The organism is Microbacterium sp. ZW3a (assembly GCF_057167165.1).
Genome location: NZ_CM169903.1, coordinates 2,101,705 through 2,123,855, shown reverse-complemented (window position 1 = coordinate 2,123,855; position 22,151 = coordinate 2,101,705). Strand labels below are relative to the sequence as shown.

Genomic DNA, 22,151 nt, shown 5'->3' with positions numbered 1-22,151 from the left:
GCAGAAGCGGAGCGCCGGGACGGAGCCGGGGCAGGGCGCCCCGACTCCGTCCCGGGCCGCTCCTCTCAGCCCGTGCACGCGATGTTGGTCAGGCCTTTCGCGGCCACCGTCGGGGCGCAGGCCACGACGGTTCCGATCGCGCCGGACTGGACCGAGACCTCGTACCCCGGGACGCCGCCGGTGACGGTGTTGCCCCGGAAGACGTTGCCATTGCCCCACCCGGGCAGGGGCACGTGCACCTGGAACGCGTCGAGGAGCGTTCCCGCGCCGCGGTTATCGGTGATCTGGTAGCCGTTGCCCTTCACATCGATCCAGGAGTCGCCGTAATTCGCCCCGGAGTACCCGGCGTTGACGAATGTGTTGCCGCTGATGACTCCGCCGGTCGTGCCCTCCTTCACATCGATCCCCTCCGCCGACGTGTCGGAGATGGTGTTTCCGATGATCCGCGCGTCGTCGGAGCGATCGGGCGTGGTCGAGGACCCCATGATCGACGACCAGTTGCTCTTCGCGCTGCCGATATAGATGCCCTCGCCGTATGACGGCTTGTCGAGTCCGGTGTGATGGATGCGGGAGTTCCGGACCGTGACGTTGCTGCTGCCCGTGCGCAGGTGGACCGCCTCGGCGCCGATGTTCCCGACGTCGACGCCGTCGATCACGGTGTGGCTGGAGCCGTCGAGCACGATGCCCTTGGCCGCACGCGCGACCGAGAGCCCCGAGACGTTCCAGTGGTCACCGGTGATGTGCAGGGCGTAGCCCGACGAGATGCTGCCTGTCGTCAGCACGGCGCGCGAGGAGCCCGTGAGGGTGATCGGTTGCGCCGAGGTGCCCGACGTCGGGGCGACGAACTTCCCCGTGTAGGTGCCGTCCTGCAGCGCGATCGTGTGTCCGGGTTTCGCGGAGTTCAGCGCGGCGGTGAGCTGTGCCGACGTCGAGACCGTGACGGTCGGCGCGCCGGAGTCGGTGGCGGGTGACGACGGCGTCGGTGCCGGGGTGGTGGGCGTCGGTGCCGGCGTGGCGGGTGCCGTCGTGGTCGGCGTCGGCGTTGGGGCGGTGGGTGTCGGTGTCGGTGTGGTCGGTGCGGAAGCGGTCGGTGACGGCTCCGGCGCAGCGGGGCGCGATTCGAGCGCCGAGCCGGTCACCGTGAACGTCACGTCGGTTTCGTGCCGCCCCTCGGCATCGTCCCATCGGACGTTGAGCTTATGAGACCCGACGGTCGTGCGAATCGGCCAGGTGTACGGCGCTGCCGTGTCCTGCCCGAGATAGGTGCCGTCGAGCCTGAACTTCACCTTGACACCCGCGGGCGCGTCCACCGCGAGGTCGAAGACCCCGTCGGCGCGCGTGCTTCCCGCGAGAGTGGTGCCGTTCGCAGTCACGTCGGCGGCGGTCAGCGCCGACGCGGAGGTCGGTACGGCCACGCTTGCTCCGACCGCGACCACCGCGGCGATGGCGACACGAGCGGTCGTGCCGATGGTGTTCGGATGCTTCACCTTCGTCGTCTCTTTTGGTCAGAACGGCGATCCGGAGACCGCCGTTGTGTGATTGTCAACCCCATTGCGCGACGATTAAAACAGTGTGGCAGGACTCCTGTGAGCATCGAATACCGCGCGCGCAGTTCCCGTCCTGCGAGCGACACGCACCGACGTTTCTTCGGTCGACGAAGACAGGGATGCCACGACCCCGGCGATCTGATCGCGCCGGGGTCGTGGCATCCCTTGTGGTGGCGTTACCGCTCCGGTGGGGCGACCACGCGCGGCTTCGAGGGGTCGAGGAAGTCGCCGGTGCCGAGTCGCGCGTGCCGGCGGGAGTACGCGAAGTAGATGACGAAGCCCAGGGCGAGCCAGATCAGGAAGCGGAGCCACGTCTCGACCGACAGGTTGAGCATGAGGTACGTGCAGATGAGAGCCGAGAGGATCGGGAGCACGGGGCTCAGGGGCACGCGGAAGCCTCGCTTGAGATCCGGTCGTGTGCGGCGCAGCACGATCACGCCCACCGACACGAGGACGAACGCCGAGAGCGTGCCGATGTTGACCATCTCTTCGAGCACGCCCACCGGCGTCACACCCGCCACGACGGCGACGATGAGCGTCACGACGATCGAGACGATCCACGGTGTGCGGAAGCGGGGGTGCACCTTGGCCAGCCGCTGCGGCAACAGCCCATCGCGCGACATGGCGAAGATGATCCGGGTGGCACCGATGAGGAGCGTGAGCACGACCGTGGTCAAGCCGGCGACGGCGCCGGCCGAGATGACCGTGGCCATCCACCCCTGCCCGTGGTAGACGAATGCGTTGGCGAGAGCGGCCGCCGGGTCGAGCTCGCGGTACGACACCATTCCGGTGACCACGAGCGCGACGGCGCAGTAGAGGACCGTGCAGATGACGAGGGAGGCGATGATGCCGATGGGCATATCGCGCTGCGGCTTCTTGGTCTCTTCTGCCGTGGTCGCCACGACGTCGAAGCCGATGTAGGCGAAGAACACCAGCGCGGCACCGGCGAGGATCCCCCCGACGCCGAATGTGGCGGGCTCGAGACCCGAGAGGAACTGCAGCAGCGGCTGCGTCAGGCCGGACGTCGCCTGGGTCGGCTCGCTCGCCGGGACGAAGGGCTGATAGTTCGCGGGATTCACGAACATCAGCCCGGCGATGATGACGAACAACACGATGAAGAGCTTCACCGCGACGAGCACGAGATTCACCCTCATGGATTCCTTGATGCCGAGCGTCATCAGACCGCCGAGCACCAGGACGAGCAGCACCGCGGGGAGATCGATGGCGCCGCCGTACGAGATTTCCGGCGGGAGCGTGATTCCCAGCTGGCCGAGGAAAGCGCCGAGGTACGCGCTCCATCCCTGCGCGACCACGCTGGCCCCCAAGAACATTTCCAGGATGAGGTCCCACCCGATGATCCAGGCGAACAGCTCGCCGAGCGAGGCGTACGAGAACGTGTACGCCGACCCCGACACCGGCACGGTCGAGGCGAACTCGGCGTAACACATGGCCGCGAGCGCACAGGCGATGGCGGCGATGGCAAAGCTCAGCACGATCGCGGGACCGGCGACCTCGTGCGCCGCGCGCCCGGTCAGCGTGAAGATGCCGGCGCCGATGACGACGCCCACGCCGAACACGGTCAGGTCGACGGCGCTCAGTGACTTCTTCAGCCGGAACTCCGGCTCATCGGTGTCGGCGATGGACTGCTCCACCGACTTGGTGCGGAAAAGGCTCACGCCACTCCTCCTCGTTCGAGGCGTTCCAGGAGCGAACGCCATCCGGGACGATAGCCGTTGAGGCGGCTCGAGCCAATCTATGGATATCGAATGGTCGCCGATAAGCCCGGATGGATAGACGTTCAAAACAACGCGGGGAGGTGTATCCTTATCCCCATCATGGCAATCAAGCACATCACGCACCTCGTTGACGATCTCGATGGAACCCTGCTCGAAGAAGGCGACGGAAAGCAGATCACCTTCTCCATCGAAGGGCGGTCGTACGAGATCGATCTGTCGGATCGGAATGCCGACAAGTTCTATGCGGCCGTCGCCCCGTTCGTCGACGCCGCACGCGCCGTGAACCGCTCGGGCAACGGCCCGAAGCGAGCTCGGACTCCTCGCCGGAGCACCGATATCGATCTTGCGGCGGTACGCGAATGGGCGCGCGCCAACGGGCACACGGTCAGCGACCGGGGTCGTATCCCGGGTTCGGTGCTCGAGGCCTATCAGGCAGCCAATTCCTGAGCCTGTCATGACGGCGGGGTCACCGGAGACTTCCGTCCAACCTGGCGCCGTGACCCAGTTCGCGGTTCTCGATGCGCTCTTGGCCGGGGTCTACTCGGCGGGAATTCCTGTGGAGGAAGTTCACCGCCTGGGTGATTTCGGGGTGGGATGTTGCGAGGGTCTCGGCGGAGAAGTCGTGATCGTCGACGGCGCCGCATTCGAATGCACTGCGGACGGTCCTCCGCGGCCGATGGTCCTGACAGAGAATCTTCCTTTCGTCGATGTCTGTCGCTTCGGGGAGGTGGACGGCACGGGCGTCGAGGCCCTGGATCTGGACGCTCTCACCGCAGCCGTCGAAGACCGATTGGTCAGTCGCAACCTGTTCCACGCCGTGCGGCTCGATGGCGTCGTCACGCGGGTGCGCACGCGCGTGACTCGACCCCAGGAGGGGCGCCATCGGCCGCTCGCCGACGTGGCTGCTGAGCAGATCGAGACGGTGACGCTCGATCGGGCGGGTGTGGTCGTCGGTTTCTGGATGCCGCGCATTTATCAGGGCATATCGGTCGCCGGTCTACATCTGCACTTCCTCAGCGACGACCGTCTCGTGGGCGGGCACGTCTTGGACATCGAGATTTCTGAGGCGGTGCTGCGCCTCTCGGCGTTTGCGCAGATCAGCCTTCGGCTCCCGCTCGACGAGGAATTCTTGTCCACCGAACTCACGCACGGAGAAGATCGCCGTATCGTCGCGATCGAAGGTGGCGCGCACCATCACGCTGAGAACGAGTGATTTCGTCCCGGCGGGGCTATTTGCCGGGTGAAGTCGTGCCGTTCTCAGGGAATTCTGTCAAGGATGAGGCCTAAGATCGGCGCCATGGCAAAAAAGCAGATTACGCAGCTGATCGACGATCTCGACGGATCCGTTCTCGAAAGTGGAACGACGATCCATTTCTCGATCGAAGGACGTGCGTACGAGATCGACGTATCTACCGAGAATGCGAAGAAGGTCCGCGCGGCATTCGAGCCGTTCGTTTCCGCCGCGCGCTCCCTCGGGTCGGCTCCGAGCAGCGGTCGCCGTGCGCCGAAATCCGGTGCCGGAGCGTCGCGGAATCTCACAGACGTTCGCACCTGGGCAGACGAGAACGGTTTCTCGATCAATTCTCGTGGCCGGATCTCCGCGTCGGTCCTCGAGGCGTACGACGCCGCCCACTAAGCGAAGAAGACCCGGATGCCGCAGGACGGCATCCGGGTCTCATTTCGTCCGTGCACTCATACCACCGCGGGCGATGCGGCACCCCGGCGGAGGCGATCGGCGGCCAACCCCTCGGCGGCGGCGAGTGGAGTGACTCCGCGGGACTCGGCCTCGTCGAAGACCTGACGCAGGGTGTCGCCGATGGCGACGACGCGGGTCATGATCGCGTCGCGCGAGCCGAGACCCTTGGCCTCGAGGTCGAGGTAGATCACCCCGCCGGCGTTGACCACGAAGTCGGGGGCGTAGACGATGCCGCGTCGAGCGAGGCGGTCGGCCCCCGAGCGGTCGGCGAGCGGATTGTTGGCGGGGCCGCACACCGCGCGAGCATCGAGAGCGTCGATCACGTCGTCGGTGAGCACACCGCCGATGCCGGCCGGGACGAAGACGTCGGCGGGAACGAGGTGGGCTTCGCCCGGGTCGACCCAGGCGGCGCCGAGTTCTGCGGCCAGGGTGCGCTTGGCGGGGTTCACATCGGTCACGGTGAGCACGGCCCCCTCGCGCGTGAGCCGCTCGGCGAGGCGGCCGCCCACCTGTCCGAGTCCCGCCACCGTGATGCGGCGCCCGCGCAGGTCTGCCGTGCCGACGGCCCGCTCCAGTGTCGTCACGAGGGAGGCGTATACCCCGAGGCTCGTGGGACCGGCGGGCTCGCCCGACCCTCCGACGGCATCCGGGAGCCCCACGACGTGCGCGGTGCGCTCGCTCACGACCAGCATGTCGTCGGTCGTCGACCCCACGTCTTCGGCGGTGCGGTACAGGCCGCCCAAGCTCTCGACGGCATCGCCGAGATCGAGGAACGCGGCCCTGCGGCGGTCGGCGTCGAGCACGGTCCCCTCGGGGAGTTCGATGACCGCCTTGCCTCCGCCGGCGTCGAGGCCGGCAGCGGCATTCTTCAGCGTCATCGCGGCCGACAGACGCAGCGCGTCGCCCAGGGCGTCGCTCCAGTGCGGGTAGGTCCACAGTCGGGCACCGCCGAGGGCGGATCCGAGCACCGAGGAGTGGAGGGCTACGGCGATGAACAGGCCGCTGCGGCGTCCCGTCACCACCTCCACGCGCTCGTGGGAGAACTCGGGCAGGGGAAGGGCGTTGGTCATCGCGATCCTTATCGTCGGTCGCCTTGTGGGCGGCACTGTCGTGGATGCCGCGGCTCTGCGGCATCCACTCTCCATTCTGGCCCTCCGTGTGGGGCGGAGCGAGCGCCCTAGGCTGGCCGCATGACCGACTCGCTCCCCGCTCGTAGCCGTCTCGTCGCCGCCGCCCTGCGCGAAGCCGGGATCGCGGGGGAGATCGTCGTGCTCCCCGATGCCGCTTCCACCGCCGCGCTCGCGGCGGCAGCGCTCGACATCGAGGTCGGGGCGATCGCGAACAGCCTGGTGTTCTGGAGCGACGGCGAGCCGCTCCTGGTCATGACCAGCGGCGCGCACCGTGTCGATACGGCGGCGCTCGCCGAGCGGCTCGGTCGTTCCGGCATCCGTCGGGCGACGCCCGATCAAGTGCTCGCCGCGACCGGGCAGCCCATTGGCGGCGTCGCGCCCACGGGGCATCCGGCGCCCCTCACGACGATCGTCGACGAAGACCTTGCGGGGTTCGAGCAGATCTGGGCCGCGGGCGGCACCCCGCACACGGTGTTCCCGCTCACCTTCGACGACCTCGTGCGCCTGACCGGCGGCACGGTCGCGCGCGTCGCCTGAGCCCGCGCGCGCGGGCGGGGCGCGGGCGCGGGCGCGGCGTGGCCGCGGGCGGGCGAGTGTCCAAGACACGCCGATGCGTGTCCTCCGCCAACGGCGTGTCTTGGACACTCGGCGGGCAGGGCAGGGCAGGGCAGCGCAGGGCAGCGCCGCGCCGGCGGTGAGCGCGGGCGGCGTTGGCCGCGGGGTCAGGGCGTGAGCAGCTCGAACTCGTCGGGGGCGGTGGCGTCGACATCGTCCCAATCGCCGTCGTGCCAGGTGAAGATCGCCACCGCGCACGTGACCATCCGCACGTCGCGATCGGCCAGGCGCGAGACGAGCGCGCTCATGCCGGGGTCGTGCGCCACGACCATGACTTCGGCGGCCCCGGTTTCTCGGGCGGCAGCGAGCAGGTGGGCCGGGTCGGCGAGGTAGAGGTCGGCGCGTTCGGTCACCTCGACCTCGAACTCGGCGGCGAAGGTCTCGGCGGTGGTCCGCGCGCGCAGCGCCGTGCTCGAGAGGAGTACTTCCGGCCGTACCCCGCGCCGCAGAACCGTGCGTGCCATCACCGGCGCATCGCGGCGCCCGCGATCGTTCAGCGGACGGTCGTGGTCGTCGAGCCCTTCATCGGCCCAGTCCGACTTGGCGTGCCGCGCCAGAACCAGTTGGATCATCGTCTCTCCGCTCCGCGCAGGTGAAGCGTCGCCCGCGGCCGTCGCGCGAGAAGCGCAGACCGGGCAGCGCCCGAATCGAGGATATCCGCCGGGCCCCGCAGTTGGGTGCGATCCGTGTATCCCGGAACAGGGCGTCGCCGGATCATACGCCAACGTAGACCCAGGCGCGGATGCCACTGGCAAGCTCGACCGACACGCGTCGGTACAACGACACCTCGTACTCGTCGGCGGCGTCCAGCTCCTCGGGCGTGAGGCCCAGGACGCGGCCGAAGACGCGGTCGCGCGGGTCGTCCGTGCGCCGCAGGACCGGGTGAGCACGGAGCCCTGAGAGCTGAGCTACCGGCTCATCGTCGCTCTCGGTCCATTCCAGACGGAACCCCAGCAGCACGTCATCCTCGCCGGGGATCAGGCGCCCGAAAGTGTCCAGCTGCACGTCCGACAGTTGGAGGGTTCCGTACGTGAAGAGGGGTTCCGTCCCCACATCGAAGCTCACGCGCTCAGGCTACTCAGCGCGCGGGGATGCGCACACCCTTACGCCGGAAGCGGCCGATCGTGTTATGACCCCCAGGCGAGGTGCGCGACCGTGAAGATCGCCAACCCCGCCAACGCGCCCACGATCGTGCCGTTCAGGCGGATGTACTGCAGGTCGCGACCGACCATGAGCTCGATCTTCTCGGTGGTCTCTTCCGGGTCCCACCGCTCGACGGTGTCGGTGATGACGGAGGCGATGTCGTGGCGATAGCGCTCGACGAGGAACACCGCGGCATCCGTCACCCATCCGTCGACGCGCCGCTGCAGCGACGGCTCGGTCTGCAGGCGCCGACCCACGTCGGCGAGAGCCGCCGAGGCGCGGTGGCGCAGAGCGCTCTCGGGGTCGGCGAGCGAGCTGAGAAGACCCGCTTTCGCGGTGTTCCACGCGTCGGCGGCGAGACCGCGAACGCGCGGGCTGTCGAAGATCGAGGCCTTCGCCTCTTCGAGACGAGTCATCGTGGCGGGGTCGTGCTGGAGGTTGTCGGCGAGACGGGCGAGGTACTGGTCGATCGCGAGTCGCGCCTGGTGGTGCGGATCGGCGCGGACGGCGCCGACGAAGCCGACGGCCTCGCGATACACCGTGTCATCGACCAACCGCAGCGCGAGACTCGGCACCCACGAGGGGAGTCTGCGCGAGACCAGCCCCTGGAACATCTCGTGGTTGTTCGCCAGCCAGGTCGCGATGTTGTCGAGCGCGAGGTCGACGGCTTCGTGGTGCGCGCCCGCTCCGACGACGCGATCCAGCCAGCCCCCCACCGCCGGCCCCCAGTCGGGCTCGATCAGGTGTTCACGGGCGAGGTCTTCGATGAGCCCCTGCACGTCGTCGTCGCTCAGCGCCTGCAGGACGCTCGTGGCCAGGGCCGCCCCCTCGGCGGCGAGTCGCTCGGCGTGCGCGGGCTCGGCGAGCCACGCTCCGGCGCGCGAGGCCAGTGGCGTCGACTCGAGCTTGGTGCGCACGACATCGCCCTCGAGGAAGTTCGTCTCGACGAACTCCCCGAGCTGCTGGCCGATCTCGTCTTTTCGGCGCGGGATGATCGCGGTGTGGGGGATCGGCAGACCCAGCGGATGCCGGAACAGAGCGGTCACCGCGAACCAGTCGGCGAGAGCTCCGACCATGCCGCCTTCGGCGGCGGCGCGGACGTACTGCAGCCACTCGATGTCGCGCTGAAAGGCGAACGCGACGGCGAAGACGACCGCCATGGCCAGGAGCGCACCGAGCGCGACCCCCTTCATGCGGCGCAGGGCGCGGCGGCGCTGCTGATCGGCGGGGCTGAGCAGACCCATCGGTGTGCGGGCCATCAGGCGTCGACCGGTCCGAGCCAGGCCGCGGCGACCGCGGAGTGCGCCGATTCGGCGTCGGAGGGGTGGAACTGCCCCGCGAGCACGTCGCGGTACAGGCGCGAGAGCTCGGTGCCGGCGAAGTACGAGGACCCGCCCCCGACGAGCATCGCGTCATCGACGACCGCCTTGGCCATCGTCACCGCTCGGTGTTTGAGCCCCGCCAGGAGCGAGAACCAGCGTCCGCCGTGGTCGACGAGCCCGTCGACGTCGGCGCTCAACGCGGCGATCTGGGGCGGCAGGGCGTCATACGTCAGCGCCATCTCGGCGATGCGCCAGCGGATGTCGGGGTCGTTTGCGTAGCTCGTGCCCGTCTTCTTCGATCGACGCGATCGCGCCGCCTCGACCGCGAGATCGACGGCGCGTCGAGCGATCCCGGTGTAGACCGAGGCCAAGAGGATCTCGAACACCGCGAAGATGCCGAAGACCAGGGGATCGGGCTGCGGGCCTGGATCGAGACGACGGACGACGCGGTCGGCGGGCGCGTGCGCGCCGTGCAACTCGGTCGTGCGGCTCTGGGTGGCGCGCATCCCCAGGGTGTTCCAGTCGTCTCGCGTGACGACGCTGTCGTCACGGTCGAGGAACGCGAACACCATCTTCGGCGCGTCGGGGGAGGAGGAGTCGAGCCCGTGCACGCCCAGGTGATCCCACACGGGAGAGAGCGAGGTAAAGATCTTGGTGCCGGTGAACCGATAGCCGCCCTCCCCGTCGGGGTGGGCCTCGGTGTCGCTGCCGAAGAGCACGAGGTCGTTGCCGGCCTCGCTGATACCGAAGGCGAACACCTCTCCGGCCGCGGCCCCGCGCTGCAGGAACTCGAGGACGTCGATCCCGCGGTCGCGCAGCACCTTGGCCACGCCGGTCCACACCAGGTGCATGTTGATCGCGAGAGCCGTGGCGGGCGCGGCGACCGCGAGCCGCTGCTGCAGCTGAGCCGCCTCGGCGAGCGAGAGTCCCGCGCCGCCGAGCTCGGTCGGGACCAGGATGCCGAGATACCCGGCCGCCCGCAGATCGTCGAGGTCGTCGTGCGGGAACGTGTTCTCGCGGTCGTGCACGGGAGCGCGTTCGCGCAGACGCACGAGCAGCTCATCGGGGAGGAACCGAGCGGGATCGAAGGCGGGGGCCATGGCATCCATTCTCGTCCTGCCCACCGACATCTCGGCCGCAAGGGGGCAGATGCTCGTGGGGGCGGGTCAGGCGAGGGCGTCGAGGAGCGCGGCCACGGTGTCGTCGGGGCGGTCGCGGTGCGGCGAGTGCCCGGCGCCGGCGATCACCGACATCGTGATGACCGGATTACGCGTGACCTCGTCGGCGATCGCTCCGGTGAAGATCGAGTGCACGGCCGGGTCGGCGCCGATCACGTGGGTCGGGACGGTGAGGGTCGCCGCCTCGGCCCGGACATCCCACGTCGTGTTCTGCGCGCTGGTCTGCTCGAGGGCCCACCGGCTCGCGCGCTGGGTGGCCCGGGCCTTGAGCTCGATGTCAATCGGATGCCAGTCCGGATGTTCCGCGCGCACGGCGCCCACGCTCGGGTCGGCGAACGCCTGCTCCTGACTGACCCGGACGCTCTCGCGGTCGTCGTCGCTCAGCATGAGGGCGGGGTCGATGAGGACGAGTCGGCGGGTCCACGTCGTGTCTGCCGCGGCCGCGAGCGTCGCCGCCGCGCCGCCCAGCGAGTGGCCCACCACCGCGTCCCAGGGGCCGTCACGGTCGGGTCGCGTCGCGCCCAGGTCAGCACCGTAGGCGGCGAGCGAGTAATCGAGCGCGCGCGGCGCGTCGCCGTGGCCGCGCAGATCGACGGCGACGGCGTGCCATCCGGTGTAGGCCAGGGCGGTGCCCAACCGCCACATCAGCGCGCCGTCGGAGCCGAGGCCGTGGGCGAGCAGAATGCTCCGGCCGTCCGGGGCGCCCCACGAGAGGCGGGGCAGGATCACGGGAGTAGGCATGGCATCCATTGTGGCGGGGAGCGGGCGTGTGAGGCTCCCCGGTGCGGCCCCACCGCGCCCGGCCGCCCGCAGAATGGATGCCATGATCTCGACCGAGATGGCCCTCGCCCTGCGCGAGGCGGGGCTGGTGTGGCATCCGCGTTCGGGCGACCGCTTCCAGCTGGACGAACCCGAGTTCGACGCCGACGTGTTCACGGTGAGCGAGATGACGGTGGAGCCGCGGGAGTATCCGACGGGCCGGATCCTGGCGTTCAACGGCACGACCGAGTGGGCGCTGGACTCGGTCGCCACCGAGGAGGCGCTGTGGCTGCCGTCGGAGGCGCAGCTGCGCGAGATGCTGCGGTCGTCGTTCCGGTCGCTGCGGCGTCTGGCGGACACGCACGAGGTGGAGGTCTCGATCGCCGGGGCGACCCTGGTCTTCGACCACCCGGAGCCGGCGGACGCCTATGCCCTCGCGGTGCTGGAACTGCTCCGTCGCCTGCGCTGAGCCGCGAGCGGGGGTGCCCGCTCAGGTGATCGTGTGGACCGGCTCGGTGTCGGGGATCGGGCTCGCGTCGCGGCCGCGGAGATCGGGGAAGCCGCGCATGAAGAGCACAGAGACGACGAGCCCCGCGGCGGCGAAGGCGGCCGCGGCAACGTACGCGCCCTGCGGACCCACACCGTCGACGAGGAAGCCGGCGACCGCAGAGCCGGCGGCGGCGCCGATGAGCTGACCCGTGCCGATCCACCCGTAGGCCTCGGCCGTCTCGCTGAACCGCACGCTGGCCGAGGTCATGGCGAACATCACCGCCAGCGCCGGGGCGATGCCGACGCCCGCGACCAGCAGCGTCGCCCCGAGCCACCAGGCGTTCAGCGACACGATGGTGAGCGTGAGGCCCACCGTCACGATCGCCAAGCGGCGCGCCATCGCCCACGGGCCGATCGGGATGTGGCCGAAGGCGAGACCGCCGGCGAGGCTGCCGACGGCGAAGACCGCGAGCACGAGCCCTGCCTCGAGGCCGCCGTGGTCGAAGGTGGCGACGACCCCGGCCTCGACCGCGGCGCACGCGCCGATGAGGAGGAAGCCGGTCGCGGTGGCGAGGATCACCGGCGGCTTACGCAGCACGGTGCCCAGGGCCCGGCGGCTCCGCGGGATGCGCACGCGCCCCACCTCGGGGCTGAGGATGAACCATGCCCCTCCGCCGAGGAGGATGACGACGATCAGCAGCAGGGCCGGCACCGTGCCGACCTGGGTGCCGACGAGGGTGATGAGCACCGGGGCCAGGACCCAGATGATCTCTTGCAGCGAGGCGTCGAGCGAGTAGAGGGGGGTCAGCTGCGAGGAGTTGACCATCTTGGGGTAGATCGTGCGCACGGCCGACTGCACCGGGGGAGTGGACAGACCGGCGACGAGCCCGAGCGCCATGGAGATCGGGAGGGGGACCGCCAGCAGGGCGATCGCCGCGATCGCGGCGGCGCACAGAAGAAGGGTGACCGTCAGCACGCGGCGCATGCCCCACAGGCCCATCCATCGACTCGTGACGGGGCCGGCAATCGCCTGTCCGACGCTCGTGGCGGCCAGCACCAGGCCCGCGGCCGCGTAGGAGCCCGTGACGTGCTCGATGTGCAGCAGGATCGCGAGGCTGATCATGCCGTTGGGGAATCGCGCCGTCAGCTGAGCGGCGATGATGCGCCCCACGCCCGGGGTTCTGAGGAGTACGCGGTAGCCGGCCACCGCACAACGCTATCTCCCCCGTCCGACACCCGAGATCCGGTGGCGGATACACGTCGCGCGCGACACGCCGCGACACGCCGAACGCTCGTATCCACCGCCTGTGCAATGTCGGAACCCCCGTCTAGCGTCCGAGCTGTGGACGGATGCCGGAAGGAGGCGCCACATCCGCGGAATGTCGGGCTTCGACGAGGTCGAAATCGGTCGACGACCTGTGGATGAAATGGTGGACAACCTGTGTTGTACATGGGGAGGGCGGTGGAAAATCACACTCGTGTAACTACTACCCCTTGTGGTTCCCCCCGATGTCCGCACCCATATGTAGTATTGAGCTCCCGGCACGCCCCGTGCGGCCGGATGACGATTTTCCAGGGGAGAGAGAGAACGAAATGGCGATCACGGTCTACACCAAGCCGTCTTGCGTCCAGTGCACCGCGACGTACCGCGCACTCGACTCGAAGGGCATCGAGTACAACGTGCTCGACCTCACCGAAGACCCGTCGGCGCTCGAGCAGGTCAAGTCGCTCGGGTACCTGCAGGCCCCCGTCGTGATCACCGACGAGGACCACTGGTCGGGCTTCCGTCCCGACAAGATCGACGAGCTGGCCTCGCGCCTGGCCTGACACCGGATGGGCTCAGAGGGTTCTCATGAGCGCTGTCATGTCGGAGACCGAGGTTCCGCTGCTGGTCTACTTCTCGAGCGTGTCGGGCAACACCGCACGTTTCATCGAGAAGCTCGGCAAGCGGGCCGTGCGCATCCCCCTGCGACCGAGTGATCCGCCCCTTCACATCGACGAACCCTTTGTGCTGGTCACCCCCACCTACGGCGGGGGTGTCGGCCGGGGGGTCGAGAAGGGGGCGGTTCCCAAGCAGGTCATCCGCTTCCTCAACGAGGAAAGCAACCGACGCCACATTCGCGGAGTGATCTCCGCCGGAAACACCAACTTCGGCGACGCCTTCTGTCTCGCCGGAGACATCATCAGCCGCAAGTGCTCTGTGCCGCACTTGTATCGCATCGAGGTATTCGGCACACCAGAAGACGTCGAGCGCGTCACCGAAGGATTGGAACAATGGTGGAAGTAGGGCTGAGCGACGTGGACTTCAAGACCGAGGCGCGCTTCGAAGGGCTGGATTACCACGCCCTGAACGCGATGCTGAACCTGTACGACGCCGACGGCAAGATCCAGTTCGACGCCGACAAGCGGGCGGCGCGGGAGTACTTCCTGCAGCACGTCAACCAGAACACCGTGTTCTTCCACTCCCTCAAGGAACGCCTCGACTACCTCGTCGAGAAGGAGTACTACGAGCCCAAGGTGCTCGACAAGTACTCGCTGGAGTTCATCCAAGAGCTGAACGACCGCGCCTACGGCAAGAAGTTCCGCTTCGAGACCTTCCTCGGCGCGTTCAAGTACTACACGAGCTACACGCTGAAGACCTTCGATGGCAAGCGTTACCTCGAGCGCTTCGAGGACCGTGTCGTCATGACCGCCCTCGCTCTCGCCGACGGCGACCAGCGTCTCGCGGTGCAGCTCGTCGACGAGATCATCTCGGGCCGCTTCCAGCCGGCCACCCCCACGTTCCTCAACGCCGGCAAGGCTCAGCGCGGCGAGCTCGTCTCGTGCTTCCTTCTGCGCATCGAAGACAACATGGAGTCGATCGCCCGCGGCATCAACTCCGCGCTGCAGCTGTCCAAGCGCGGCGGCGGCGTGGCGCTGCTGCTGTCGAACATCCGCGAGTCGGGTGCCCCGATCAAGCAGATCGAGAACCAGTCCTCGGGCATCATCCCCGTGATGAAGCTCCTCGAAGACAGTTTCAGCTACGCCAACCAGCTGGGTGCCCGTCAGGGCGCCGGTGCGGTGTACCTCAACGCGCACCACCCCGACATCCTGCGCTTCCTCGACACCAAGCGCGAGAACGCTGACGAGAAGATCCGCATCAAGACGCTGTCGCTCGGTGTCGTGATTCCCGACATCACGTTCGAGCTCGCCAAGAACGGCGAAGACATGTACCTCTTCTCGCCGTACGACGTCGAGCGCGTCTACGGCGTGCCCTTCGGTGACGTCTCGGTCACCGAGAAGTACCGCGAGATGGTCGATGACCCGCGCATCAAGAAGACCAAGATTAACGCGCGCGAGTTCTTCCAGACCCTCGCCGAGATCCAGTTCGAGTCGGGCTACCCGTACATCATGTTCGAGGACACGGTGAACAAGGCCAACCCGATCAAGGGTCGGATCAACATGTCGAACCTGTGCTCGGAGATCCTGCAGGTCAACACCCCGACGACCTACAACGAAGACCTCTCCTACGCCGGCATCGGCAAGGACATCTCGTGCAACCTCGGATCGATGAACATCGCCCTGGCGATGGACGGCGGCGACCTGGGCCTCACGGTCGAGACCGCGATCCGCGCCCTCACCGCGGTGAGCGACCAGAGCCACATCGCCTCGGTCCGCTCGATCGAAGACGGCAACGACCGTTCGCACGCGATCGGCCTCGGGCAGATGAACCTGCACGGTTACCTCGCTCGCGAGCACGTGTTCTACGGCTCCGAAGAGGGCATCGACTTCACGAACATCTACTTCTACACGGTGCTGTTCCACGCGCTGCGGGCCTCCAACCGCCTCGCGATGGAGCGCGGTGTCGCCTTCGACGGCTTCGCCGACTCCACCTACGCGTCGGGCGAGTTCTTCGACAAGTACACCGACCAGGTGTGGGAGCCGCAGACCGCCAAGGCGAAGGAGCTGTTCGCCGGGATTCCGGTGCCCACCCAGAACGACTGGCGCGAGCTCAAGGCATCCGTCCAGCAGTACGGCATCTACAACCAGAACCTGCAGGCCGTGCCGCCCACCGGCTCGATCTCGTACATCAACAACTCCACGAGCTCGATTCACCCGATCGCCTCGAAGATCGAGATCCGCAAGGAAGGCAAGCTCGGTCGCGTCTACTACCCGGCGCCGTTCATGACGAACGACAACCTCGAGTACTACGAAGACGCCTACGAGATCGGCTACGAGAAGGTCATCGACACGTACGCCGCCGCCACGCAGCACGTCGACCAGGGCCTGTCGCTGACGCTGTTCTTCAAGGACACCGTCACCACCCGCGACATCAACAAGGCCCAGATCTACGCGTGGAAGAAGGGCATCAAGACGATCTACTACATCCGCCTCCGTCAGCTGGCGCTCGAGGGCACCGACATGACCGAGTGCGTCTCGTGCATGCTCTGATCCGCTGATCACGACTTATCGATAGAGGACGCTGAAAACGACATGGCTGAGAAGCTGCAGTTGCTGAACCACGTTCAGGCGATCAACTGGAACCGCATTCAAGACGACAAAGACCTCGAGGTCTGGAACCGTCTCGTGAACAACTTCTGGCTGCCCGAGAAGGTGCCGCTGTCCAACGACATCCAGTCGTGGAACACGCTCACCCCCGAGGAGCAGACGCTCACGATGCGCGTGTTCACGGGTCTGACGCTGCTCGACACGATCCAGGGCACCGTCGGCGCGGTCTCGCTCATCCCCGACGCGATCACGCCGCACGAAGAGGCGGTGTACACCAACATCGCGTTCATGGAGTCGGTGCACGCCAAGAGCTACTCGTCGATCTTCTCGACGCTGTGCTCGACGAAGGAGATCGACGAGGCGTTCCGCTGGTCGACCGAGAACGAGTTCCTTCAAAAGAAGGCGCACATCGTCATGGACTACTACCGTGGCGACGACCCGCTCAAGCGCAAGGTCGCTTCCACGCTGCTGGAGTCGTTCCTGTTCTACTCGGGCTTCTACCTGCCGATGCACTGGTCGAGCCGCGCCAAGCTCACCAACACGGCCGACCTGATCCGCCTCATCATCCGTGACGAGGCCGTGCACGGCTACTACATCGGCTACAAGTTCCAGCGCGGTCTGGAGCAGGTCGACCAAGCCCGTCGCGACGAGATCAAGGACTACACGTTCTCGCTGCTGTACGAGCTGTACGACAACGAGGTGCACTACACGCAGAGCCTGTACGACTCGGTCGGCCTGAGCGAAGACGTGAAGAAGTTCCTGCACTACAACGCCAACAAGGCGCTGATGAACCTCGGCTATGAGGCGATGTTCCCGGCGTCGGTGACGAACGTGAACCCGGCGATCCTGTCGGCCCTGTCACCGAACGCCGACGAGAACCACGACTTCTTCTCGGGGTCGGGTTCGTCGTACGTCATCGGCAAGGCCGAGGCGACGGAGGATGACGACTGGGACTTCTGAAAGACCCGGTCAAACGACAAATTAGTGGGAAGAGAAGCGTGGTAACAGGGAAGTGTGAGCGGCTGGCGGCTGGCGCCTCGCTTGCCCCTGCCCACGTTCTGCCCACATACAACTCGGAGGGTTCCCGCGGCGACGCGGGGACCCTCCCTTTTGTTGTCCCCGGCAAATGTCCGGGGTACACCAAAAAGAGAGGGGTACCGCCGTGAGGTATGTACCTAAGGGCCCAGATGGCTCATGGAAGACTGGCCAGCGCGTTCCCTTCGAGGGGAACTGGGCTGATCAATACGGAGTGGTCACTCACCACGACGTGGGAGCAACGTTCCCCCCGTGCATCGACCGCAAGGGCGAATGCGCAAATCGACACCTGATCGAAGCTGTGCCAGCAGCGTAAGATCGTCCAGCTAGGCAAGGGCCCCCGACTTCGGTCGGGGGTCTTTGTTGTGTTTCGCGAGTTGGGGCCTTCGCGATCGATGCACGATGGAGACAACAACCAGTTTGTGTCACGTATGCCCTGCTGTGCAACCCCGCTGAGCATATGTGCGTCTCATGAGACAGCTGAGGCTCGTGCTGCGCTCGTGGCCCGCGCAACAGCTTCAAGATCGTCGTCAAACAGCTCGGCGTAGACGTCCAGCGTCATCGCCGCAGAGGCGTGTCCGAGCATCCGTTGAACGGCCTTGACGTTGGCGCCGGCGGATATGGCGAGCGAGGCGGCCGTGTGTCGTAGGTCGTGGGGTGTGATGGTCGGGAAGGTGCGGTCGGCGTCCTGCGCGGCTGTGACGGCCTTGACGAACCATCCTGAGGTGCGGTGGGGGTAGGTCATGGGGACGGGCCCGTCGGAGAACAGGAATGCGTCGCGCGTCTTGTCCTCGCAGAGTCGAGCGATCGGTGAGACGAGGAAGCCGGGGATGGGCACCTCGCGCGAGGTGCCGTGCTTGGGTGTGCCGATTTCGTAGACGCCCTTCACGAGGACGGCGTTGTCCTCGATGAGCATGCGGCGGCGGAGCATGTCGAGGTGGCGGACGCGTAGCGCTGAGATCTCGCCCCAGCGGAGGCCGGTGTACGCGAGCAGCAGCATGATGGTTTCCCGGCCGGGGGCGGCCGCGGCGAGCAGCTCGACCTGTTGGTGGGTGAGGAAGCGTTTCGGCTTCGAGCGCTTGGCAGGTAGCTGCACGCCCTTGGTCGGGGACGAGCGGATGACGCCGTCGCGTTCGGCGATCGCCAGGATGCTGGACAGCACGAAGGTGCAGCGGCGCACGGTCTGGGCGCTGAGCGCCTTTCGGTCGGCGGTGGGGGAGAGTAGGGCGCTGACCCAGTCTTCGACCTCGGAGGCGCGGATCCCGGCGACGCCGCGTACGCCCCATTGCGGCTCGACGTGCACCCGCTATGAGGTCTCCATCGTGTTCCGGCTCGACGGCTTCAATCGGGCGAGGCGTCCGGTCTTCCACTGTTCAGCGAACATGGAGACGGTCTTCTTGCCGAGGGTGGGGTCGAGGTAGGTGTTCGATGCGACGGCGACGGTGACCTCGGCGCGGAAGATCTCAGCTTCACGCTTTGTCTTGAAGCCGCGCTTGTCGGTGCGTTTGCCGCTGGGCGTGGTGTACCTGACTCGGTACCGGCGACCCTTGGCGGTGTCGTATGCCTCGATGGATCCGGCCACGGTTGGCCTGAATCGGCCTGATTTTCGTTCCGTTCTTCAAGCAAGGATGGAACTCGATGAACAGGAAGTACTCGCCGGAGATGCGTGAGCGGGCGTTGCGGATGCTCGCGGAGACGCGACCGTCGCACCTGACGTTGATGAGCGCCGCGCGGCATGTGGCGGGGCTGTTGGGGATGAGCCCGGAGACGTTGCGGTTGTGGCAACGTCAAGCGGAGGTGGATGCGGGCGCTAAGCCTGGGGTCACGACCGAAGCAGCGCAGCGCATCAAGCAGCTCGAGAAGGAGGTCTCGGAGTTGCGGAAGGCGAATGAGATCCTCAAGGCTGCGAGCGTGTTTTTCGCGAAGGAGCTCGACCGTCCCTGACCGCGATGGTCCGGTTCATTACCGAGTACCGGGATCGTTTCGGGGTCGAGTTCATCTGCCGGGTTCTCCGACCCGCAGTCCAGGGGTTCCTCACCTCCCGCGGCTACCACGCCGCCCTCGGTCGAGCGCCGTCGGCCCGGCAGCTGAAAGATGAGCTGCTGGCACCGGAGGTCGCGCGGTTGCATGCGGAGAACTACGGCGTCTACGGGCGCCGGAAGATGCATGCCCTCATGCGCCGGCAAGGGTGGGAGATCGGTCGCGACCAGACGGAACGGCTGATGCGGCTCGCGGGCGTCCGAGGCGTCCGCAAGTCCAAGCGAGTGTTCACCACCCGCCCCAACAAGACCGCGGTTCTGCCGAGCGATCTCGTGAACAGACGCTTCACTGCGCGTGCGCCGCGGCGGCTCTGGGTCTGCGACGTGACCTATGTCGCCACGTGGTCCGGCTTCGCTTACGTCGCGTTCGTCACCGACGTCTACTCGAGACGCATCGTCGGCTGGAATGTTGCGTCGACGCTGCGGTCGGAAATCCTGCCGATGCAGGCGCTGGACATGGCCGCGTGGAACGTCGGCGGGCGCCTGGACGGGCTGGTCCATCATGCGGATCACGGGTCGAACTACACCGCGATGGTCTACACCGACCGGATCGTCGAACTCGGCGCCGTCCCCTCAACCGGAACCGTCGGCGACTCATTTGATAACGCGATGGCGGAGGCGGTGAACAACCTCTACAAGACCGAGCTCATCCGCCAGCGCGGCCCATGGCGCACCGTCGAGCAGGTCGAGCTCGCGACCCTCGAATGGTGGTGGAACAACTCCCGCCTCCACGGTGAGCTCGACATGCGCACCCCCGCCGAGGTCGAGACGGCGTACTACGCTGACCAAGAATCAGCCAATCCAGCACCGGCCGGACAAGGCTCCCGATAGGAACGAAAGTCAGGCCGATTCATCGGCGGTGTCCGTCCAAGGGTTTGTTGTTGCCGCGGTGCCGTCGACGGACTGAGGGCGCCATCGGTGATCTTGGCGGCGCGACCCTAAGAGGACCACACTGGGCGGCGAGTCCATCCGCCCGAAGTTGAGAACTGCGCAAGTCTGAGCAGATGACAGACGAGGTATCCGCGACGTCGGCGCCTGAGGCCCTGGTCGGCGAGGTCGAGCATCCCGAGCCCACAACGAAGACCATCAAGGAGTTGTACGCGCACGCCTTCTCCTGCGCGAAGCCGGACTGTGCGAAGTGGTTGTACGCGCAGAGTGATGAGTCTGTGGAACCGGTCCTGAACAGCCGGGTAGCCCACATTCACGCCCGACGGCCTGGCGGGCCGCGGTGGAAGCCAGGGATGACCCACGAGGAGAACCGGGCCGCCGAGAACCTCCTGCTGCTGTGTATCCCTCACTCATACGAGATCGACGAGCAGCCTGAACGCTTTCCGGCAGAGATGCTGCAGCAGTGGCGCGAACAACAACGAGCTGAACATTCTCGACTACGCAAAGCCTGGCCACTCAACGATGAGGAGGCTCGCATCGTGGCGGGGGAGTCGTTTCCCGAGCCGTCCCGGATCCCGCTTGTGCTCACCGACACGGCTCGCGCCGCAGAGAGGGTGGCCATCGCAGCAATTGCCTCGCGGCCTGCGGCGGTCGAGCAGGCACAGCAATGGCGGGCCACATGGGATCGGGCTCGGTCATCTGTGATGATGTGGGACAAAGACGGGGAGCGCCTTTATGCGGAGCCGTCCTTCGCTGAAACCTCTAGGCACCAGCAGAGCATGTTGGGGACACTCCGGAACGCCATAGACGGCCTCGCCCCCTTCATCGCGGACTTGAAGGCCGAAGCCGCAGCCGCGGCCGCCACGGTGCCGGGTTCAGCGGACTGGTGTGAATGGCTGGGAAGAAGTGCCGACGGTGTCTCAGACGCGGTCGGACGCTGGCCGGGCCCTCCGCCCGCTACCGACGACGAGGTGCTCACGGATGCGGTGAAAGAACTACGGGCCGCGTCGAGCGCGTTGTCCGCCTACCTGCGAGGCGAGAAGCCGCCAGCGCCGCCTGCTGCCCCAGAACCGGAGGCGGAACCCGCCGACCAGGAGAACCCTCTGTCTCTGCACCGGGCGCTCTTGGACCGCGCGAGACCTTACGCGCGGGTTCAGCACCGCCCGTACGATCCGGTTCTTCGGGACGAGTTGGTTCAGGCGGCTCGTGATGCCAGCACCATCCCACCCGTCCTCGACGCGATGGGTATCGACCTGACCGCAACGGCAGCGCTTGCTGCTGCTGTTGGCCGCAACGCTGAAGCGCACGAAATAGAGGCGTTCATCCCGCACGACAGTGCGATGCGGCCGCTGTGCGTGGCCGTCGTCGTGCTGTTCGAGACGCGGCGGATACTGCTAGATCGTGGTCTCGTGAGACTCGCGGAAGAGGCGGCGTCGGCCACGCTCGCGCAGTTGCGATCGGTCGACTGGTCACAAGCGGACGCGTGGGTAGGAAACGAACGCTATGGCCGTTTGATGTTCGGGATGTGGGCCCATCTCTCATCGGCTGACGAGGTCAAAGCCAGTCTTGCCGAGGCGTTGAAGACCGACCCGGACAGGTTGGTGGAAATGTTGTTGAGTACCGCCGGCTGGACCCAGCGAGAGAGCTTTCACTCGAACGCGAAGACCTATGAGCGGAACTACCGTGAGTTACCGGAATGGCTCCCCGTCGACGAGATCGTCACGGCCGCCGAGTCAGTCTTCCCAGAGGTGGCGCCGCGCGCTGATGAGGATGACACGCGCGCAGGCGAAGTCGAGGGGATTCTCGCTGACGTGCTCCATCTCATCGATGCGTCAGCGAAAGACGCCTGACATGCTCGCCCACGCGAGCCTCGGATGTGAGTGACCGGAGGAGTTGGAGCGTGCCCGGCACTTCGAGGTAGAGCACACGCCGTGGCTTCGTGGTGATGACGTCGGCGCGGCTAGGTGGAGTCGAGTTCGGCGACTAACTCGGCCACGGTCTGCCTTGTCGGTGTATAGCTCGTATTTGCCTGCCATAGTTGCTCCCCCGCTGGGGTTCCTGTAACCGGGGACGTCCTGGCCCCACG

General features: G+C 67.0%; 22 protein-coding genes. 11 read left to right on the top strand and 11 right to left on the bottom strand.

What is annotated here, in order from left to right:
* Nucleotides 1-65: 65 nt before the first annotated feature.
* Nucleotides 66-1,487 carry a right-handed parallel beta-helix repeat-containing protein gene (locus tag ACU6WY_RS10020; protein WP_483819518.1) on the bottom strand — a complete coding sequence of 474 codons (1,422 nt, stop codon included), beginning with the start codon at nucleotides 1,485-1,487 and terminating at the stop codon, nucleotides 66-68.
* A 236-nt stretch (nucleotides 1,488-1,723) separates the two neighbouring features.
* A complete protein-coding gene (locus tag ACU6WY_RS10015) occupies nucleotides 1,724-3,223 on the bottom strand; it encodes an amino acid permease (protein ID WP_483819517.1) in 1,500 nt (499 codons plus the stop codon).
* A gap of 90 nt (nucleotides 3,224-3,313) precedes the next feature.
* On the opposite strand from ACU6WY_RS10015, the gene ACU6WY_RS10010 reads away from it, so the two are divergent.
* From ACU6WY_RS10010 to ACU6WY_RS10000, 3 genes are all read left to right on the top strand, one after another.
* Nucleotides 3,314-3,730: a histone-like nucleoid-structuring protein Lsr2 gene (locus ACU6WY_RS10010; protein WP_483819516.1), complete on the top strand. Its 417-nt coding sequence runs from the start codon at nucleotides 3,314-3,316 to the stop codon at nucleotides 3,728-3,730.
* A gap of 49 nt (nucleotides 3,731-3,779) precedes the next feature.
* A complete protein-coding gene (locus ACU6WY_RS10005) occupies nucleotides 3,780-4,496 on the top strand; it encodes an acetolactate decarboxylase (RefSeq protein ID WP_483819515.1) in 717 nt (238 codons plus the stop codon).
* A gap of 84 nt (nucleotides 4,497-4,580) precedes the next feature.
* Nucleotides 4,581-4,919, top strand: coding sequence for a histone-like nucleoid-structuring protein Lsr2 (locus ACU6WY_RS10000; protein ID WP_483819514.1), 339 nt, complete (start codon nucleotides 4,581-4,583; stop codon nucleotides 4,917-4,919).
* Nucleotides 4,920-4,975: 56 nt separating this feature from the next.
* Here the strand turns inward: ACU6WY_RS10000 and ACU6WY_RS09995 are convergent, their stop codons facing one another.
* On the bottom strand, nucleotides 4,976-6,049 hold the full coding sequence (locus ACU6WY_RS09995; protein WP_483819513.1) for a Glu/Leu/Phe/Val dehydrogenase family protein: 1,074 nt from the start codon (nucleotides 6,047-6,049) through the stop codon (nucleotides 4,976-4,978).
* Nucleotides 6,050-6,169: 120 nt separating this feature from the next.
* Between ACU6WY_RS09995 and ACU6WY_RS09990 the strand changes: the two genes are divergently transcribed.
* Entirely contained in the window at nucleotides 6,170-6,646 is a 477-nt protein-coding gene (locus ACU6WY_RS09990) for a YbaK/EbsC family protein (protein ID WP_483819512.1), read from the top strand.
* A 185-nt stretch (nucleotides 6,647-6,831) separates the two neighbouring features.
* Here the strand turns inward: ACU6WY_RS09990 and ACU6WY_RS09985 are convergent, their stop codons facing one another.
* From ACU6WY_RS09985 to ACU6WY_RS09965, 5 genes are all read right to left on the bottom strand, one after another.
* A complete protein-coding gene (locus ACU6WY_RS09985) occupies nucleotides 6,832-7,296 on the bottom strand; it encodes a SixA phosphatase family protein (RefSeq protein ID WP_483819511.1) in 465 nt (154 codons plus the stop codon).
* A 142-nt stretch (nucleotides 7,297-7,438) separates the two neighbouring features.
* Nucleotides 7,439-7,789 (bottom strand): gamma-glutamylcyclotransferase family protein, encoded by a 351-nt coding sequence (locus tag ACU6WY_RS09980; RefSeq protein ID WP_483819510.1) that lies wholly within the window; start codon nucleotides 7,787-7,789, stop codon nucleotides 7,439-7,441.
* Between the two features lie 62 nt (nucleotides 7,790-7,851).
* Nucleotides 7,852-9,126, bottom strand: coding sequence for a DUF445 domain-containing protein (locus ACU6WY_RS09975; protein ID WP_483819509.1), 1,275 nt, complete (start codon nucleotides 9,124-9,126; stop codon nucleotides 7,852-7,854).
* Nucleotides 9,126-10,289 carry an acyl-CoA dehydrogenase family protein gene (locus ACU6WY_RS09970; protein ID WP_483819508.1) on the bottom strand — a complete coding sequence of 388 codons (1,164 nt, stop codon included), beginning with the start codon at nucleotides 10,287-10,289 and terminating at the stop codon, nucleotides 9,126-9,128. The genes ACU6WY_RS09975 and ACU6WY_RS09970 overlap by 1 nt, the downstream gene beginning before the upstream one ends.
* A gap of 66 nt (nucleotides 10,290-10,355) precedes the next feature.
* On the bottom strand, nucleotides 10,356-11,108 hold the full coding sequence (locus tag ACU6WY_RS09965; RefSeq protein WP_483819507.1) for an alpha/beta fold hydrolase: 753 nt from the start codon (nucleotides 11,106-11,108) through the stop codon (nucleotides 10,356-10,358).
* A gap of 82 nt (nucleotides 11,109-11,190) precedes the next feature.
* On the opposite strand from ACU6WY_RS09965, the gene ACU6WY_RS09960 reads away from it, so the two are divergent.
* A complete protein-coding gene (locus ACU6WY_RS09960) occupies nucleotides 11,191-11,595 on the top strand; it encodes a pilus assembly protein CpaE (protein WP_483819506.1) in 405 nt (134 codons plus the stop codon).
* 21 nt (nucleotides 11,596-11,616) lie between these two features.
* Here ACU6WY_RS09960 and ACU6WY_RS09955 read toward each other — a convergent pair whose 3' ends face one another.
* A complete protein-coding gene (locus ACU6WY_RS09955) occupies nucleotides 11,617-12,822 on the bottom strand; it encodes an MFS transporter (RefSeq protein ID WP_483819505.1) in 1,206 nt (401 codons plus the stop codon).
* 386 nt (nucleotides 12,823-13,208) lie between these two features.
* Between ACU6WY_RS09955 and nrdH the strand changes: the two genes are divergently transcribed.
* Genes nrdH through nrdF form a run of 4 tightly spaced genes read left to right on the top strand, consistent with a single transcriptional unit; the run spans nucleotide 13,209 to nucleotide 17,063 of the window.
* On the top strand, nucleotides 13,209-13,442 hold the full coding sequence (gene nrdH / locus ACU6WY_RS09950; RefSeq protein WP_483819504.1) for a glutaredoxin-like protein NrdH: 234 nt from the start codon (nucleotides 13,209-13,211) through the stop codon (nucleotides 13,440-13,442).
* A gap of 25 nt (nucleotides 13,443-13,467) precedes the next feature.
* On the top strand, nucleotides 13,468-13,902 hold the full coding sequence (nrdI, locus tag ACU6WY_RS09945) for a class Ib ribonucleoside-diphosphate reductase assembly flavoprotein NrdI (RefSeq protein WP_483819503.1): 435 nt from the start codon (nucleotides 13,468-13,470) through the stop codon (nucleotides 13,900-13,902).
* A complete protein-coding gene (gene nrdE, locus ACU6WY_RS09940) occupies nucleotides 13,890-16,046 on the top strand; it encodes a class 1b ribonucleoside-diphosphate reductase subunit alpha (RefSeq protein ID WP_483819502.1) in 2,157 nt (718 codons plus the stop codon). Before nrdI ends, nrdE begins: the two co-directional genes overlap by 13 nt.
* Before the next feature lie 42 nt (nucleotides 16,047-16,088).
* The gene (gene nrdF / locus ACU6WY_RS09935; RefSeq protein WP_483819501.1) at nucleotides 16,089-17,063 is read left to right on the top strand and encodes a class 1b ribonucleoside-diphosphate reductase subunit beta; all 975 of its coding nucleotides are present in this window, start codon (nucleotides 16,089-16,091) and stop codon (nucleotides 17,061-17,063) included.
* Nucleotides 17,064-17,607: 544 nt separating this feature from the next.
* On the opposite strand, the gene ACU6WY_RS09930 is transcribed toward nrdF, so the two are convergent.
* Nucleotides 17,608-18,441, bottom strand: coding sequence for a tyrosine-type recombinase/integrase (locus ACU6WY_RS09930; RefSeq protein WP_483819500.1), 834 nt, complete (start codon nucleotides 18,439-18,441; stop codon nucleotides 17,608-17,610).
* Between the two features lie 3 nt (nucleotides 18,442-18,444).
* A complete protein-coding gene (locus ACU6WY_RS09925) occupies nucleotides 18,445-18,720 on the bottom strand; it encodes an Arm DNA-binding domain-containing protein (RefSeq protein ID WP_483819499.1) in 276 nt (91 codons plus the stop codon).
* Between the two features lie 56 nt (nucleotides 18,721-18,776).
* Here ACU6WY_RS09925 and ACU6WY_RS09920 point away from each other — a divergent pair.
* Nucleotides 18,777-20,008 (top strand): IS3 family transposase gene (locus ACU6WY_RS09920; protein ID WP_483819498.1). Its coding sequence is split into 2 segments (ribosomal slippage): nucleotides 18,777-19,062 and nucleotides 19,062-20,008, totalling 1,233 coding nucleotides; the frame shifts between segments, so codons are not numbered across the junction.
* Between the two features lie 173 nt (nucleotides 20,009-20,181).
* The gene (locus ACU6WY_RS09915) at nucleotides 20,182-21,915 is read left to right on the top strand and encodes a hypothetical protein (protein WP_483819497.1); all 1,734 of its coding nucleotides are present in this window, start codon (nucleotides 20,182-20,184) and stop codon (nucleotides 21,913-21,915) included.
* The last annotated feature ends 236 nt before the right edge of the window (nucleotides 21,916-22,151 follow it).

Bases quoted from the DNA above. Each gene is read 5' to 3' on its own strand.
- ACU6WY_RS10010 (WP_483819516.1), top strand. From the start codon at position 3,314: ATGGTCGCCGATAAGCCCGGATGGATAGACGTTCAAAACAACGCGGGG.
- ACU6WY_RS09990 (WP_483819512.1), top strand. From the start codon at position 6,170: ATGACCGACTCGCTCCCCGCTCGTAGCCGTCTCGTCGCCGCCGCCCTG.
- ACU6WY_RS09975 (WP_483819509.1), bottom strand. From the start codon at position 9,126: ATGGCCCGCACACCGATGGGTCTGCTCAGCCCCGCCGATCAGCAGCGC.
- ACU6WY_RS09965 (WP_483819507.1), bottom strand. From the start codon at position 11,108: ATGCCTACTCCCGTGATCCTGCCCCGCCTCTCGTGGGGCGCCCCGGAC.
- ACU6WY_RS09995 (WP_483819513.1), bottom strand. From the start codon at position 6,049: ATGACCAACGCCCTTCCCCTGCCCGAGTTCTCCCACGAGCGCGTGGAG.
- ACU6WY_RS09985 (WP_483819511.1), bottom strand. From the start codon at position 7,296: ATGATCCAACTGGTTCTGGCGCGGCACGCCAAGTCGGACTGGGCCGAT.
- ACU6WY_RS09960 (WP_483819506.1), top strand. From the start codon at position 11,191: ATGATCTCGACCGAGATGGCCCTCGCCCTGCGCGAGGCGGGGCTGGTG.
- nrdH (WP_483819504.1), top strand. From the start codon at position 13,209: ATGGCGATCACGGTCTACACCAAGCCGTCTTGCGTCCAGTGCACCGCG.
- ACU6WY_RS10000 (WP_483819514.1), top strand. From the start codon at position 4,581: ATGGCAAAAAAGCAGATTACGCAGCTGATCGACGATCTCGACGGATCC.
- nrdF (WP_483819501.1), top strand. From the start codon at position 16,089: ATGGCTGAGAAGCTGCAGTTGCTGAACCACGTTCAGGCGATCAACTGG.
- nrdE (WP_483819502.1), top strand. From the start codon at position 13,890: ATGGTGGAAGTAGGGCTGAGCGACGTGGACTTCAAGACCGAGGCGCGC.
- ACU6WY_RS09970 (WP_483819508.1), bottom strand. From the start codon at position 10,289: ATGGCCCCCGCCTTCGATCCCGCTCGGTTCCTCCCCGATGAGCTGCTC.
- nrdI (WP_483819503.1), top strand. From the start codon at position 13,468: ATGAGCGCTGTCATGTCGGAGACCGAGGTTCCGCTGCTGGTCTACTTC.
- ACU6WY_RS09915 (WP_483819497.1), top strand. From the start codon at position 20,182: ATGACAGACGAGGTATCCGCGACGTCGGCGCCTGAGGCCCTGGTCGGC.